The 14,782-nt window shown below is 53.4% G+C and carries 14 protein-coding genes; 13 read left to right on the top strand and 1 reads right to left on the bottom strand.

Annotation, left to right across the window (positions count from 1 at the left end; genetic code table 11):
• Positions 1 to 120 precede the first annotated feature (120 nt).
• The 6 genes from corC to WH277_RS12115 all read left to right on the top strand — a co-directional run bounded on the left by corC (position 121) and on the right by WH277_RS12115 (position 6,255).
• Positions 121 to 999: a CNNM family magnesium/cobalt transport protein CorC gene (gene corC, locus WH277_RS12140; RefSeq protein WP_133845578.1), complete on the top strand. Its 879-nt coding sequence runs from the start codon at positions 121 to 123 to the stop codon at positions 997 to 999.
• Between the two features lie 7 nt (positions 1,000 to 1,006).
• On the top strand, positions 1,007 to 2,542 hold the full coding sequence (gene lnt, locus WH277_RS12135) for an apolipoprotein N-acyltransferase (RefSeq protein ID WP_133845580.1): 1,536 nt from the start codon (positions 1,007 to 1,009) through the stop codon (positions 2,540 to 2,542).
• 401 nt (positions 2,543 to 2,943) lie between these two features.
• Positions 2,944 to 3,873, top strand: coding sequence for an amino acid ABC transporter substrate-binding protein (locus WH277_RS12130; RefSeq protein ID WP_133845582.1), 930 nt, complete (start codon positions 2,944 to 2,946; stop codon positions 3,871 to 3,873).
• A 243-nt stretch (positions 3,874 to 4,116) separates the two neighbouring features.
• On the top strand, positions 4,117 to 4,848 hold the full coding sequence (locus WH277_RS12125; protein WP_133845584.1) for an amino acid ABC transporter permease: 732 nt from the start codon (positions 4,117 to 4,119) through the stop codon (positions 4,846 to 4,848).
• A 3-nt stretch (positions 4,849 to 4,851) separates the two neighbouring features.
• Positions 4,852 to 5,529 (top strand): glutamate/aspartate ABC transporter permease GltK, encoded by a 678-nt coding sequence (gene gltK / locus WH277_RS12120; protein ID WP_062745345.1) that lies wholly within the window; start codon positions 4,852 to 4,854, stop codon positions 5,527 to 5,529.
• Complete coding sequence (locus WH277_RS12115) at positions 5,530 to 6,255, top strand: amino acid ABC transporter ATP-binding protein (protein WP_133845586.1); 726 nt, start codon at positions 5,530 to 5,532, stop codon at positions 6,253 to 6,255.
• Between the two features lie 85 nt (positions 6,256 to 6,340).
• Here the strand turns inward: WH277_RS12115 and WH277_RS12110 are convergent, their stop codons facing one another.
• Positions 6,341 to 6,823: a zinc ribbon-containing protein gene (locus tag WH277_RS12110; RefSeq protein WP_133845588.1), complete on the bottom strand. Its 483-nt coding sequence runs from the start codon at positions 6,821 to 6,823 to the stop codon at positions 6,341 to 6,343.
• A gap of 216 nt (positions 6,824 to 7,039) precedes the next feature.
• On the opposite strand from WH277_RS12110, the gene leuS reads away from it, so the two are divergent.
• From leuS to mrdA, 7 genes are all read left to right on the top strand, one after another.
• On the top strand, positions 7,040 to 9,622 hold the full coding sequence (gene leuS / locus WH277_RS12105; protein ID WP_133845589.1) for a leucine--tRNA ligase: 2,583 nt from the start codon (positions 7,040 to 7,042) through the stop codon (positions 9,620 to 9,622).
• Between the two features lie 14 nt (positions 9,623 to 9,636).
• Positions 9,637 to 10,236 (top strand): LPS assembly lipoprotein LptE, encoded by a 600-nt coding sequence (gene lptE / locus WH277_RS12100; protein WP_133845591.1) that lies wholly within the window; start codon positions 9,637 to 9,639, stop codon positions 10,234 to 10,236.
• Positions 10,233 to 11,264 (top strand): DNA polymerase III subunit delta, encoded by a 1,032-nt coding sequence (gene holA / locus WH277_RS12095; protein ID WP_339505730.1) that lies wholly within the window; start codon positions 10,233 to 10,235, stop codon positions 11,262 to 11,264. The genes lptE and holA overlap by 4 nt, the downstream gene beginning before the upstream one ends.
• Positions 11,257 to 11,913 (top strand): nicotinate-nucleotide adenylyltransferase, encoded by a 657-nt coding sequence (gene nadD, locus WH277_RS12090; protein WP_133845595.1) that lies wholly within the window; start codon positions 11,257 to 11,259, stop codon positions 11,911 to 11,913. Before holA ends, nadD begins: the two co-directional genes overlap by 8 nt.
• Before the next feature lie 133 nt (positions 11,914 to 12,046).
• The gene (gene rsfS / locus WH277_RS12085) at positions 12,047 to 12,364 is read left to right on the top strand and encodes a ribosome silencing factor (protein WP_062745328.1); all 318 of its coding nucleotides are present in this window, start codon (positions 12,047 to 12,049) and stop codon (positions 12,362 to 12,364) included.
• A 3-nt stretch (positions 12,365 to 12,367) separates the two neighbouring features.
• Positions 12,368 to 12,838, top strand: coding sequence for a 23S rRNA (pseudouridine(1915)-N(3))-methyltransferase RlmH (gene rlmH, locus WH277_RS12080; RefSeq protein ID WP_056240011.1), 471 nt, complete (start codon positions 12,368 to 12,370; stop codon positions 12,836 to 12,838).
• A 33-nt stretch (positions 12,839 to 12,871) separates the two neighbouring features.
• The gene (mrdA, locus tag WH277_RS12075; RefSeq protein WP_133845598.1) at positions 12,872 to 14,776 is read left to right on the top strand and encodes a peptidoglycan DD-transpeptidase MrdA; all 1,905 of its coding nucleotides are present in this window, start codon (positions 12,872 to 12,874) and stop codon (positions 14,774 to 14,776) included.
• Positions 14,777 to 14,782: the final 6 nt, after the last annotated feature.

The raw sequence follows: 14,782 nt of genomic DNA, 5'->3' as shown, positions 1-14,782 counted from the left end.
CTTGTATCGCCTGAAAATGAAGGCCACTGCGGCTTCAGATGACAGATTTGTACAAGCCATCACGCCTGCCCCACCTGGGGCAGCCGATTTTATTGATAGAGAGACAAACTCAAAAACGCCATGAGCGATGACCATTCACAAAACAATGACAGTCCCAGTACCAAAAAGGGATTTTTTACGCTGATTCTCAACCAATTGTTCCACGGTGAGCCGAAAAACCGCGATGACCTGCTGGAGTTGATCCGTGATTCTGAACAGAATGACCTGATCGACCCGGATACCAGGGACATGCTGGAAGGTGTGATGGATATCGCCGAACAGCGTGTACGCGACATCATGATCCCTCGCTCTCAGATGGTCACGCTCAAGCGTAACCAGACGCTGGAAGAGTGCCTGGCGGTGATTATTGAGTCTGCCCACTCACGTTTTCCGGTGATCAGCGAAGACAAGGACCATGTTGAAGGCATCCTGATGGCCAAGGACCTGCTGCCATTTATGAGCAGTGAGTCTGAGCCGTTCAGTATGGAAAAGGTACTGCGCCCAGCGGTGGTGGTGCCGGAAAGTAAGCGTGTCGACCGGATGCTGAAAGAGTTCCGTTCACAGCGCTATCATATGGCTATTGTGATTGATGAATTTGGTGGCGTGTCCGGCCTGGTGACTATCGAGGATATCCTTGAGCTGATCGTCGGTGAAATTGAAGATGAGTATGACGATGAAGAAGATCGCGATATTCGTCAGCTCAGTCGCCACACTTACACCATTCGCGCCCTGACGCCGATCGAAGATTTCAACGAAGTCTTCAACACCCACTTCAGCGATGAAGAAGTGGATACCATCGGCGGCCTGGTGATGCAGGGCTTTGGCCATCTGCCGGCACGGGGTGAAAGCATTGAGATCGATGGTTACCAGTTTAAAGTCGCGATGGCAGACAGCCGCCGTATTATTCAGGTCCATGTCAAAATCCCGGAAAATTCGCCGCAACCGACTCTGGAAGAGTAACCGACTTATGGCAATTGCCTTATTCTGCCAGCGCCAGCAGGTTCGCCTGCTTTTAGCGCTTATCACGGGTGCCATTGGCACCCTTTCTTTCTCCCCCTATGATTTCTGGCCTGCGGCACTGGTTTCACTGATCGGCTTACAGGCCCTGACGTTAAACCGCAGCACGCGTCAGGCCAGTGCCATCGGCTTTGTCTGGGGCATGGGACTGTTCGGTAGCGGCATTAACTGGGTTTACGTCAGCATTGCCACCTTCGGCGGAATGCCTGGCCCGGTCAATGTCTTCCTTGTGATCCTGCTGGCAGCCTGGCTGTCTCTCTACCCCCTGCTGTTTGCTGCCCTGCTCAACCGCCTGAGCCCGAAAACCACGCTGCTGCGCCTGGCGCTGGCGGCTCCGGTGCTGTGGCAAATGACGGAGTTCCTGCGCGGCTGGGTACTGACCGGTTTCCCGTGGTTGCAGTTTGGCTACAGCCAGATTAATGGCCCGCTGAAAGGCCTGGCGCCATTACTGGGTGTGGAAGGCATCACCTTCCTGCTGATGATTATCGCCGGCCTGGCGGTGTATGCCGCACTGAAACGCCATCTGGCTGCTGGTGTCGCCGCCCTGGCATTACTGTTGCTCCCCTGGCCGCTGCGTCAGATCAGCTGGTTCCAGCCTTTGCCCGAGCGGGCAGTGGATGTGGCGCTGGTTCAGGGCAATATCGAACAATCGATGAAGTGGGATCCGGATCAGCTGGTGAATACGCTGAAAACCTATACCGCGCTCAGCCGTCCGTTTGTAGGGAAAGCGCCGATCATCATCTGGCCAGAGTCGGCGATTCCTGACCTGGAAACTCGCCAGCAGCCGTTCCTGAAAGCCGTGGATGAACAACTGCGGGCTGGAGGCAGTAGCCTGGTGACCGGCATTGTTGATTCACGCCTCGAAAGCAATCGCTACCACGACTACAACACCATCATCGTGCTGGGCGGACCGCAGCCTTACAACTATTTCAGCAAGAACCGCTACCAGAAGAATCATCTGGTGCCTTTTGGTGAGTTCGTTCCGCTGGAAACCCTGCTGCGTCCACTGGCACCGTTCTTCGACCTGCCAATGTCTTCCTTCAGTCGGGGTGACTACGTGCAGCCACAGCTCCAGGTTGCGGGTTACAACCTGACAGCCGCCATCTGCTACGAAATCGTACTGGGCCAGCAGGTGCGTGACAACTTCAGGCCCGATACCAACTTCCTTCTGACAATCTCGAACGATGCCTGGTTTGGTCACTCCATTGGTCCGTGGCAGCATCTGCAAATGGCGCGTATGCGTGCACTGGAACTCGGCCGCCCACTGCTTCGCAGCACCAATAACGGAGTGACAGCAGTGGTGAATGCTGAGGGTGAGATTGCACAGATTATTCCACAGTTCAAAGCGGAAGTACTGGCAGCCAAGGTCACACCGACGACCGGGCTGACACCTTATGCCCGAATCGGCAACTGGGGTATCTGGGCTGTGACATTACTGTTTGCCCTTGCTGGCGTCCTCTGCGCCTGGCGTTCACGCCGTTCATAACTCTCTCCGGGCGAGGCATGCCTCGCCCCGATCTTTCTCCCCCCATCCCCAACAGCTTATGCTGCATTTCTGTTAAAAAACCGCCGTTGGCACGATGATTGCAAAATATTTCCGTGAAACGTGTGTCAGCCCGATATCAAGTCGCTACGAAATCGTTCGCGCACCGTCATGGCGCAGATATTGCACCCATGCGAAGCATTGTCGAAAGAATCGCACTTAATTGGTGCGGGTTGCATCGCAAAAAAGAAACTTTTCCGTATCACTTCATTAACATTCAGCTATGTTATGGGGGAATGACACCGTTTTCGCTATGGATAAAACAGATAACTAGCAGGAAATACACACATCACATCACGTCGGCGTGGGTTTATTTCGCGCCACAACTGCAAAGGAGTTGGAACATGAAATTACGGAAACTGGGGCTTTGCCTTGCACTGGCAGGATTCGCCTCTGGTATCGCTCACGCTGAGGACGCAAAACCACAGGCAGCAGCTGATGCACAACAGCAAGCATCTACTCTGGAAAAGATTGCTAAAAACGGCGTGATCGTCGTTGGCCACCGTGAATCCTCCGTCCCGTTCTCCTACTACGACAACCAGCAAAAAGTTGTGGGTTACTCTCAGGATTATTCCAACGCGATTGTTGAAGCTATCAAGAAAAAGCTGAACAAACCTGACCTGCAAGTAAAAATGCTACCGATTACCTCGCAGAACCGTATTCCGCTGTTGCAAAACGGCACCTACGATTTTGAATGTGGCTCTACCACCAATAACCTTGAGCGCCAGAAACAGGCCAGCTTCTCCGACAGCATCTTCGTCGTCGGTACGCGTCTGCTGGTGAAGAAAGGCGGCGCGATTAAAGACTTCGCCGATCTGAAAGGCAAAAGTGTTGTTGTGACTTCAGGTACCACGTCAGAAATTCTGCTGAACAAGCTGAACGACGAGAAGAAACTCGACATGCGTATCATCAGTGCAAAAGATCACGGTGACTCTTTCCGCACCCTGGAAAGCGGCCGCGCTGTCGCATTTATGATGGATGATGCACTGCTGGCAGGTGAACGAGCTAAGGCAAAAAAACCGGCTAACTGGGAAATTCTTGGCACTCCACAGTCTCACGAAGCTTACGGCTGTATGCTGAGAAAAGGTGATGGCGAGTTTAAAAAGCTGATGGACGACACAATTGCCCAGGCACAGACGTCTGGCGAAGCCACTAAGTGGTTCGACAAATGGTTCAAACAGCCTATCCCACCAAAAAATATGACGATGGACTTTGACCTGTCTGACGACATGAAAGCATTGTTCAAAGCGCCTAACGACAAGGCAATGAATTAATAAAGAAAAAACACGCACTGATTCGCGTGTCAACAGGGCGGTACGCTGCCCTACGATTGTTGAACACAGGCTCGGACAGACACAGTCAGGCGGACAGGGCTTACGTTCTGGCGCCTGACGAAGATGCAAACCGGTCGTTCCCCGGTGCGCATATCAAAATATTCTCCCGAAACAGGGAGAGTATTTGAGCCTCTCATCAATCTTCAGGGTAGCGGTCGCTACCCTTTTTTTCCGGAGTATTTTATGTCTATTGATTGGAACTGGGGAATATTCCTGCAAGAGGCCCCATTCGGTAATACAACCTATCTTGGTTGGCTGTGGTCCGGTTTTCAGGTCACCATCGCCGTCTCCGTTTGTGCCTGGATCATCGCCCTGTTAGTCGGTTCCCTGTTCGGTATTTTGCGAACCGTTCCTAACCGTTTACTGTCCGGTCTTGGCACCTGCTACGTTGAGTTATTCCGTAACGTGCCGCTGATCGTGCAATTCTTTATCTGGTATCTGGTGGTGCCGGAGCTGCTGCCGGAAGGTCTTGGCATGTGGTTTAAATCGGAAATCGATCCGAACATCCAGTTCTTCACCTGCTCCGTGCTGTGCCTGGGTCTGTTCACCGCCGCCCGTGTTTGTGAACAGGTTCGTGCCGCTATTCAGTCACTTCCCAGCGGCCAAAAAAATGCCGGACTGGCCATGGGGCTGACGCTGCCACAAACCTACCGCTATGTGCTGCTGCCTAACGCCTATCGCGTGATTGTGCCGCCGATGACCTCGGAGATGCTCAATCTGGTCAAAAACTCAGCCATTGCTTCCACCATCGGGCTGGTTGATATGGCGGCTCAGGCGGGAAAACTGCTGGACTACTCCGCACACGCCTATGAATCTTTCACCGCAATTACCCTCGCCTACATCGCTATCAACGCGGTGATCATGCTGCTGATGGGGCTGGTTGAACGTAAAGTCCGCTTACCGGGGGGCAAATAAACAATGTATGAATTTGACTGGAGTACCATCGTCCCCAATCTTCCTTACCTCTGGGCAGGGATGGTTGTTACGCTGAAAATCACCGTGACGGCGGTAATTTTTGGCATCATCTGGGGCACCCTGCTGGCGGTCATGCGCCTGTCATCCTTCAAACCTATCAGCTGGTTCGCCAAGATCTACGTTAACCTGTTCCGCTCCGTTCCGCTGGTGATGGTGTTGCTGTGGTTCTATCTGGTGGTGCCAAGTTTCCTGCAGCAGGTGCTGGGGCTGTCGCCGAAGACAGATATCCGCCTGATCTCTGCGATGGTGGCCTTCTCGCTATTCGAAGCCGCGTATTACTCAGAAATCATCCGTGCGGGTATTCTGAGTATTGCTCGTGGTCAGGGTAGCGCTGCACTGGCACTGGGTATGACGCAGTGGCAATCGATGCGGTTGATCATCCTGCCTCAGGCGTTTCGCGCCATGGTGCCGCTGCTGCTTACCCAGGGCATTGTTTTATTCCAGGACACCTCGCTGGTCTATGTTCTGAGCCTGGCGGACTTCTTCCGTACTGCCGATACCATCGGTGTGAATAACGGTACTGAGATTGAAATGGTGCTGTTTGCCGGTGCGATTTACTTCGTTATCAGCCTTAGCGCTTCGCTGTTGGTCAGCTATTTAAAGAAAAAAAGGACTGCGTAAATGATTACCCTGAAAAATGTTTCTAAGTGGTATGGTCACTTTCAGGTGCTGACCGACTGCTCAACCGAAGTCAAAAAAGGTGAAGTGGTGGTGGTGTGTGGTCCTTCAGGCTCAGGGAAGTCGACGCTGATCAAAACGGTGAACGGTCTTGAGCCTATCCAAAAAGGGCTGATTGAAGTGAATGGCACCCCCGTCAACGACAAGAAGACCAACCTTGCCCAACTGCGTTCTAAAGTTGGCATGGTGTTTCAGCATTTTGAGCTGTTCCCACATCTGTCGATCGTCGAGAACCTGACGCTGGCACAGGTAAAAGTCCTGAAACGCAATAAAGAAGAAGCGCGTCAGAAAGGGCTTAAGCTACTCGAACGCGTTGGACTGTCCGCCCATGCCAATAAGTTCCCTGGACAGCTCTCCGGTGGTCAGCAACAGCGTGTAGCAATTGCCCGCGCGCTGTGTATGGATCCTATCGCCATGTTGTTCGACGAACCCACTTCAGCGCTGGACCCAGAAATGATCAATGAAGTGCTGGACGTCATGGTCGAACTGGCGAATGAAGGCATGACAATGATGGTGGTGACGCACGAAATGGGCTTCGCCCGTAAAGTGGCCAACCGGGTGATCTTTATGGATGAAGGAAAGATTGTCGAAGATTCACCGAAGGATGAGTTCTTCAACAATCCACAGTCTGAGCGTGCTAAAGACTTCCTGGCGAAGATTCTGCATTAATCCGTAGGGAGCCAGGTATGCCTGGCTCTGGGTCGGGCATGCCCGACCCCTACATTAATCCGTTGTGCCATTGTCCTGCGTTCATTTATGGCTCAAAGGGCTGACGTACAAACTGGTCATGACTGCACTCCGGGCAACGTTTCAGAACCTCGGGTGTGTAAATCGCCCGCGTATACTGACAGTTCTCACACACCAGATTGCCCAATCCCACCACTTCACCACTTTGATAGACACCATGATGGTTGAGGTCCTGGAAGACCTCGCGCCACTCAAGCTGACTCTTATCCGTAATATCAGCCAGCTCCTTCCACAGGCTCTGACGGATAACCCGCATAAACACGCTATCGCTTAATTCTTCCTGGTTCTCCGCATAGCTGCGGGCAAACTCTTCGAGATCACGACGAACGGCACGACTGACTTCATCAATTTCGCTACGGGTCAACTCACCCCGGTTTTGCATGCGCTGTCGGGCACTCTCCACCAGAGTATCGATGTCACGTTCACCGCGCTCCAGGCGTTGGGTCAGCGAGGACACCAGCTCGCGATAATACTGAGCAACCTTGTTCATAGACACTCCTTATTGATAACGAAAGCGTTTCTCCTCATTCTAGTTGCTGATGGCAAATACCCACATTTTCGCACTGAAATTTGCCGCCGCGCTTCCAGCTTGTAGAGAAATGCCCCGCGGCAGGACGCTTACTGTTGTTGCCTCGGGGCCGAATCAGCTATGCTATGCGGATCTGAACGAACACGAAAAAATTGATACAAAGGACTACTGGCTACTATGCAAGAGCAATATCGCCCGGAAGAGATAGAATCCCATGTTCAGCAGCAATGGGATAACAAGCAAACGTTCAAAGTGACCGAAGAAGAAGGTAAAGAGAAGTACTACTGCCTCTCCATGCTGCCCTATCCTTCTGGCCGCCTGCACATGGGCCACGTACGCAACTATACCATTGGCGATGTGATCTCCCGCTATCAGCGCATGCTGGGTAAAAACGTCTTACAGCCTATCGGCTGGGATGCATTCGGTCTGCCCGCTGAAGGAGCCGCAGTTAAAAACAACACTGCGCCTGCGCCATGGACTTACTCCAACATCGACTACATGAAGAACCAGCTTAAACTGCTGGGCTTCGGCTACGACTGGAACCGCGAACTGGCGACCTGTCAGCCAGAATACTATCGCTGGGAACAGTGGTTCTTTACCAAGCTGTATGAAAAAGGCCTGGTCTATAAAAAGACCTCTGCGGTTAACTGGTGTCCACACGATCTGACCGTTCTGGCTAACGAGCAGGTCATCGATGGCTGCTGCTGGCGTTGTGATACCAAAGTTGAGCGTAAAGAGATCCCGCAGTGGTTTGTAAAAATCACGGATTATGCTGACGAACTGCTGAATGACCTCGACACGCTGGAAAGCTGGCCTGAACAGGTTAAAACCATGCAGCGTAACTGGATTGGCCGTTCTGAAGGCGTGGAAATCGAGTTTAATGTCAGCAACAGCCCGGAAAAGCTGCGCGTATATACCACACGTCCTGACACGTTCATGGGTGTGACTTACCTCGCTGTGGCTGCAGGCCATCCTCTGGCTGCACAAGCAGCAGCAAGCAACCCTGCGCTGGCTGACTTTATCGCTGAATGCCGTAACACCAAAGTTGCTGAAGCAGAAATGGCAACCATGGAGAAAAAAGGCATGGCCACCGGCCTGTACGCACAACACCCGCTGACGGGTGAGGACGTGCCGGTATGGGTCGCTAACTTCGTGCTGATGGAATACGGCACAGGTGCTGTGATGGCCGTTCCTGGCCACGACCAGCGCGACTGGGAGTTCGCCACTAAATACGACCTGCAGATCAAACCGGTTATCCTGGCTGCAGACGGCAGCGCACCGGATCTGAGCGAAGCGGCAATGACCGAAAAAGGCACGCTGTTTAACTCCGGTGAGTTTGACGGTTTGTCTTATGAAGAAGGCTTCAACGCCATCGCGACGAAACTGGCCGATAACGGCGTCGGTGAGCGTAAAGTGAACTACCGCCTGCGCGACTGGGGTGTGTCTCGTCAGCGTTACTGGGGCGCCCCAATCCCAATGGTCACCCTGGAAGACGGTACCGTTATGCCAACCCCGGAAGACCAGCTGCCGGTGATCCTGCCAGAAGACGTGGTGATGGATGGCATTACCAGCCCGATTAAAGCCGATCCTGAATGGGCAAAGACCACCGTCAACGGCCAGCCTGCGTTGCGTGAAACCGACACCTTTGACACCTTTATGGAATCCTCATGGTATTACGCGCGTTACACCTGCCCGGATTACGATAAAGGCATGCTGGACCCGGCTGCCGCCAACTACTGGCTGCCAGTGGACCAATATGTTGGCGGCATCGAACACGCCATCATGCACCTGCTTTACTTCCGTTTCTTCCATAAACTGCTGCGTGATGCAGGCCTGGTGAACTCGGATGAACCCGCAAAACGCCTGCTGTGTCAGGGAATGGTACTGGCAGATGCCTTCTACTATCTTGGTACCAGCGGAGAACGTAACTGGGTTTCACCGGTTGACGTGACCGTTGAGCGTGATGAGAAGGGCCGTATCACCAAAGCCAGCGATGCCGAAGGCCATGAGCTGGTGTATGCCGGCATGAGCAAAATGTCGAAGTCGAAAAACAACGGCATCGACCCACAGATCATGGTTGAGCGTTACGGTGCAGATACTGTTCGTCTGTTTATGATGTTTGCTTCACCAGCAGAAATGACGCTGGAATGGCAGGAATCCGGCGTGGAAGGGGCTAACCGCTTCCTGAAACGTGTCTGGAAGCTGGCGTTTGAACATACAGAAAAAGGCGCAACGGTTGCCCTGAACGTTGATGAACTCAACGACGATCAAAAAAGCCTGCGTCGTGACTTGCACAAAACCATCAGTAAAGTGTCTGATGATATCGGCCGTCGTCAGACCTTTAACACCGCGATTGCGGCAATTATGGAGCTGATGAACAAACTGGCACGCGCCCCACAGGAGAGCGAACAGGATCGTGCGCTGATGCAGGAAGCGCTGCTGGCCGTTGTACGCATGCTCAACCCGTTTACCCCGCACGCCAGCTTCGTGCTGTGGCAGGCGCTGGGTGGCGCTGGGGATATTGACAACGCACCGTGGCCGCAGGCAGACGACGCTGCAATGGTAGAAGATTCACTGCTGGTTGTGGTACAGGTTAACGGCAAGGTGCGCGGTAAAATCACCGTAGCCGCTGACGCTAATCAAGAACAGGTGCAGGCTCGCGCTGCGCAGGAGCATCTGGTGGCCAAATATCTCGATGGCGTCACCATTCGTAAAGTGATTTACGTACCGGGCAAGCTGCTTAACCTGGTCGTTGGTTGATGTCTGGAGGAATTGTGCGACATCCTATAGTCTCTCTGTTACTCAGCCTGGCGGTGTTGATCACCGCCGGTTGTGGTTACCATCTGCGCGGCACCACATCGGTGCCGCCGGAAATGAAAACCCTGATTCTCGATACCGCTGACCCGTACGGTCCACTGACTCGCGAGGTGCGTGAACAGTTAAGACTGAACGATGTTAACATTATTGATAATCCGCAAGAGCGCACCGATGTCCCTTCCCTGCGTCTGATGGGCGAAACTCGGGGTCGTGATACCGCCTCGATTTTCCAGGACGGTAAAACGGCGGAGTATTCAATGGTGATGACTGTTAATGCTCAGGTACTGGTACCCAATAAGGGCATCTATCCAATCAGCGCCACGGTGTATCGTTCATTCTTTGATAACCCACTGGCAGCGTTGGCGAAAGACTCTGAACAGCAGATCATTGTCAATGAAATGCGAACTCAGGCCGTGCAGCAGCTGGTGCGCAAGCTTCTCACCGTGCATGCGGCTGAGAACGATGCGTCAATCAACACGCTTGGCAATACCCCCTCAGCGGTCGACCGTTTACCGACTGATCCGGGCAGTATGTCGGACAGTTCTTACACACGATGATCAGGATTTACCCTGAACAGCTAGGCGCGCAACTCCGTGAGGGGCTGCGCGCCTGTTATTTATTGAGTGGTAATGAACCGCTGCTGCTGCAGGAAGCGCAAGATGACATTCGTGCCGCCGCCCAGCAGCAGGGCTTTACCGAACACTTCAGTGTCACACTGGAAGCGAGCACCGACTGGCAGGATATTTTTGCCATCTGTCAGGCGCTCAGTCTGTTTTCCAGCCGCCAGACACTGCAACTGATTTTGCCAGAAAATGGCCCCAATGCCGCGACAGGTGAACAACTGCTCACCCTGTCGACACTGCTGCACAGCGATATTCTGCTGGTGCTGCGAGCCGCCAAACTGACCAAGGCGCAGGAAAATAGCGCCTGGTATAAAGCGCTCAGTGCACAAGGTGTTGTGGTTCCCTGCCAGACGCCGGAACAGGCGCAACTGCCGCGCTGGGTTTCTGCACGCGCCAAAAAGCACCAACTCACGCTGGATGATGCCGCTAATCAGCTGTTGTGTTACTGCTACGAAGGCAACCTGCTGGCTTTGTCGCAAGCGCTGGAGCGGCTTTCGCTGCTGTGGCCGGACGGAAAGCTGACGCTACCCCGCGTTGAGCAGGCGGTAAACGATGCTGCGCACTTTACCCCTTTCCACTGGGTAGATGCCCTGCTGGCAGGTAAAAGCAAACGCGCCCTGCACATCCTGCACCAGATGCATTCCGAAGATAGCGAGCCGGTGATCCTGATGCGAACCCTGCAACGCGACCTGCTGCTGCTGGTGACGTTACAGCGACAAATGGCACAGACGCCGCTCCGCACGCTGTTCGATCAGCATCGCGTCTGGCAGAACCGCCGTACGCTATTCAGCGATGCATTACAGCGACTGAGTGCCATGCAACTCGCCCAGGCGGTAAGGCTGCTAACGCAGATTGAGTTAACACTAAAACAGGATTACGGCCAGTCTGTTTGGTCTGAGCTGGAAACCCTGGCGCTGATGTTATGCCATCCATCATTCCCGGCGAGTTTTTGTGATGTCTGATCGCTACGCGCTCCATGCGCTGTTCGGTGGCACATTTGACCCGATTCATTACGGTCACCTGAAACCAGCAGAAGCACTGGCCCATCTCACCGGGCTGGAAAAAGTGACATTATTGCCGAACAACGTCCCGCCACATCGTCCACAGCCGGAAGCCACACCAGAACAGCGTGTGGCGATGGTAAAACTGGCGATTAGCGATAACCCGCTGTTTGACCTTGATCTGCGGGAAATGCAGCGCGACACGCCGTCTTATACTATCGACACGCTGGCAGCCCTGCGCCTTGAACGCGGTGACCGACAGCCACTCGCCTTTATCATTGGTCAGGATTCCCTGCTCACCTTACACAAATGGCATCGCTGGCAGGATTTACTGTCACTTTGCCACCTGCTGGTCTGTCAACGCCCCGGCTATCGCAGTGAAATGGAGACACCAGAGCTGCAACGCTGGCTTGACTGTCATCTGACAACACAGCCACAGGTGCTACAACAATCGCCCGCCGGTAATATTCTTCTGGCTGAAACACCGTTGATTGATATTTCCGCCACGGAAATCCGCGCTCGCCGCCATCGGGGCCAGTCGGATGTCGACCTGCTGCCCCCGGCAGTCAGCGACTACATCGATCGCGAGGGTTTATATCGTAACCTCTAACAGCGTGATATACTGCGCCGCTCAAATTTTCAGGGCGTAAGCCCCGCAAACACACAATGTTACGGTTATCATTTCGGCTGACATAGCTTATATGAGATAACCCATCAGACTTAAAATCCCAAGGGGGAACCTTTTGCAAGGTCAAGCACTCCAAGACTTCGTCATTGATAAATGTGACGATTTAAAAGCTCAGGACATCATTGCTATCGACGTTCAGGGCAAATCAAGCATCACCAGCTGCATGGTTATCTGCACCGGTACATCTACACGTCATCTGGTTTCAATCGCAGAACACGTGGTACAGGAAGCCAAGCTGATCGGTCTGGATGCATTTCGCGTGAACAGCCGTGCCCCAAGTGACTGGGTAGTGGTTGATCTCGGTGAAGTCATTGTTCATGTGATGGAAGCTGAGAGCCGTAAGCTCTACGAACTGGAAAAGCTCTGGAGTTAAACCGTGAAGCTTCAACTGGTCGCCGTCGGCACCAAAATGCCTGACTGGGTACAAACTGGTTTTATGGAATATCTGCGGCGTTTTCCCAAAGATATGCCCTTTGAACTGGTTGAAGTGCCCGCCGGAAAGCGCGGTAAAAATGCGGATATCAAACGCATTCTGGAAAAAGAAGGCGAACTGATGCTGGCCGCCGCAGGAAAAGGCAACCGCATCGTCACGCTGGATATACCCGGCCAGCCGTGGGAAACCCCGCAGCTTGCCAGCCAGCTGGAGCGCTGGAAGCAGGATGGCCGTGATGTCAGCCTGTTTATTGGCGGACCGGAAGGCTTGTCACCCGCCTGCAAGGCTGCGGCGGAACAAAGCTGGTCACTCTCGGCGCTAACCCTGCCCCATCCGCTGGTACGCGTATTGGTTGCAGAGAGTTTATATCGTGCATGGAGCATTACTGCGAATCATCCTTATCATCGCGAATAGCGAATAAGGCTAACCGGACTGACAAAGCAGCGGATGAAATTACAACGTAACTCCTTTCGTGACTACACCGCCGAGCAGACTCTGTTTGTTCGCAGGGCTCTGATTGCATTTTTTGGCATTATCACACTTTCCGGTGTTCTGGTGGCCAATCTTTACCACCTGCAAATCATCCGCTTTGATGACTACAGCACGCGCTCCAATGAAAACCGCATCAAGCTGGTTCCTGTCGCACCGAGTCGCGGGATTATTTACGATCGTAATGGCGTCCCGCTGGCGCTTAATCGCACCATTTATCAGCTTGAGCTGATGCCCGAAAAAGTGGAGAACCTGCAGCAGACGTTGCAGGAACTTAAACCGATTATCGATCTCACCGATGACGATATCGAAGCCTTTCAAAAAGAGCGCAAACGCTCGCGCCGCTTTACGTCTATCGCGGTGAAAACCAGCCTGAACGATGTCCAGGTGGCGCGTTTCGCCGTGAACCAATATCGCTTCCCCGGCGCTGAAGTCAAAGGCTACCAGCGTCGCTATTATCCCTACGGATCTGCCCTGACCCATGTGCTGGGTTACGTGTCGAAAATTAACGATCGTGACGTCGAGCGCCTGGACAAAGAGGGTAAATGGCCGAACTATGCTGCCACTCATGACATCGGCAAACTGGGTATTGAACGCTACTATGAAGATGTTCTGCACGGTAAAACCGGCTACGAAGAAGTAGAAGTTAACAATCGTGGCCGCGTGATCCGCCAGTTGCATGAGCAATCCCCTCAGGCCGGGCGTGATATCTACCTGACCATTGATCTTAAACTTCAGCAATATATCGAAACCTTGCTGGCGGGTAGCCGTGCGGCAGTGGTGGTAACGGATCCGCGGAATGGCGAAATCCTGTCGATGGTTTCCATGCCAAGCTATGATCCAAATCTGTTTGTCGATGGTATCTCGAGTAAAGATTACAACGGCCTGCTGCATGACGAAAACCGCCCATTGATTAACCGTGCCACCCAGGGTGCCTACCCTCCCGCCTCGACGGTGAAACCGTATATTGCGGTCTCCGCCCTGACGGCAGGTGTTATCACCCGCAATACCAGTTTGTTTGACCCCGGCTGGTGGCAGCTGCCCGGTTCTGAGAAGCGCTTTCGTGACTGGAAACGCTGGGGTCATGGTCGTCTGAATGTCACCAAATCGCTGGAAGAATCTGCCGATACCTTCTTCTATCAGGTCGCCTATGATATGGGCATTGACCGTCTGGGCGAATGGATGAGCAAATTCGGTTACGGTCATCTTTCGGGCATCGATCTGATCGAAGAAACCCCGGGTAACATGCCCACGCGCGAATGGAAAATGAAGCGCTTTAAGAAACCCTGGTACCAGGGTGATACCATCCCGGTGGGCATCGGCCAGGGTTACTGGACCGCGACACCGGTGCAGATGAACAAAGCGCTGATGATCCTGATTAACGACGGTGTGATTAAAACGCCACACCTGATGATGGACACCATGCAAGGCTCGGTGAAAGTGCCGTGGCGTCAACCCCCGGCTGCGCCTATCGCGGATATTCACACCGGATACTGGGAAATTGCGAAAGACGGGATGTATGGCGTGGCGAACCGTCCAAACGGTACGGCGCGTAAAAGCTTTGACGATGCGCCCTATAAAATTGCCGCCAAGTCCGGTACCGCGCAGGTATTTGGCCTGAAAGCGAACGAAACCTACAACGCCCACAAACTGACTGAGCGCCTGCGTGACCATAAACTGATGACCGCGTTTGCGCCTTATGATCACCCACGCGTGGCCGTCAGTATTATTCTCGAAAACGGCGGCGCAGGCCCGGCAGTCGGTACGATCATGCGCCAGATACTCGACCATATTATTCTTGGCGATAACAATACCAACCTGCCTGACGCTGCACCAACGCCGCCAGGCTATGAAGGCGAATAACCGGTT

Source organism: Erwinia sp. MYb416 (assembly GCF_037479575.1).
GTDB lineage: Bacteria > Pseudomonadota > Gammaproteobacteria > Enterobacterales > Enterobacteriaceae > Erwinia > Erwinia rhapontici.
Note: the sequence above shows the minus strand (reverse complement) of the source record. Positions and strands in the feature narration are given on the sequence as shown.

Excerpts from the sequence above, each read along its gene's own strand:
- corC (WP_133845578.1), top strand. The coding sequence starts at position 121 with ATGAGCGATGACCATTCACAAAACAATGACAGTCCCAGTACCAAAAAG.
- lnt (WP_133845580.1), top strand. The coding sequence starts at position 1,007 with ATGGCAATTGCCTTATTCTGCCAGCGCCAGCAGGTTCGCCTGCTTTTA.
- WH277_RS12130 (WP_133845582.1), top strand. The coding sequence starts at position 2,944 with ATGAAATTACGGAAACTGGGGCTTTGCCTTGCACTGGCAGGATTCGCC.
- WH277_RS12125 (WP_133845584.1), top strand. The coding sequence starts at position 4,117 with ATGTCTATTGATTGGAACTGGGGAATATTCCTGCAAGAGGCCCCATTC.
- gltK (WP_062745345.1), top strand. The coding sequence starts at position 4,852 with ATGTATGAATTTGACTGGAGTACCATCGTCCCCAATCTTCCTTACCTC.
- WH277_RS12115 (WP_133845586.1), top strand. The coding sequence starts at position 5,530 with ATGATTACCCTGAAAAATGTTTCTAAGTGGTATGGTCACTTTCAGGTG.
- WH277_RS12110 (WP_133845588.1), bottom strand. The coding sequence starts at position 6,823 with ATGAACAAGGTTGCTCAGTATTATCGCGAGCTGGTGTCCTCGCTGACC.
- leuS (WP_133845589.1), top strand. The coding sequence starts at position 7,040 with ATGCAAGAGCAATATCGCCCGGAAGAGATAGAATCCCATGTTCAGCAG.
- holA (WP_339505730.1), top strand. The coding sequence starts at position 10,233 with ATGATCAGGATTTACCCTGAACAGCTAGGCGCGCAACTCCGTGAGGGG.
- nadD (WP_133845595.1), top strand. The coding sequence starts at position 11,257 with ATGTCTGATCGCTACGCGCTCCATGCGCTGTTCGGTGGCACATTTGAC.
- mrdA (WP_133845598.1), top strand. The coding sequence starts at position 12,872 with ATGAAATTACAACGTAACTCCTTTCGTGACTACACCGCCGAGCAGACT.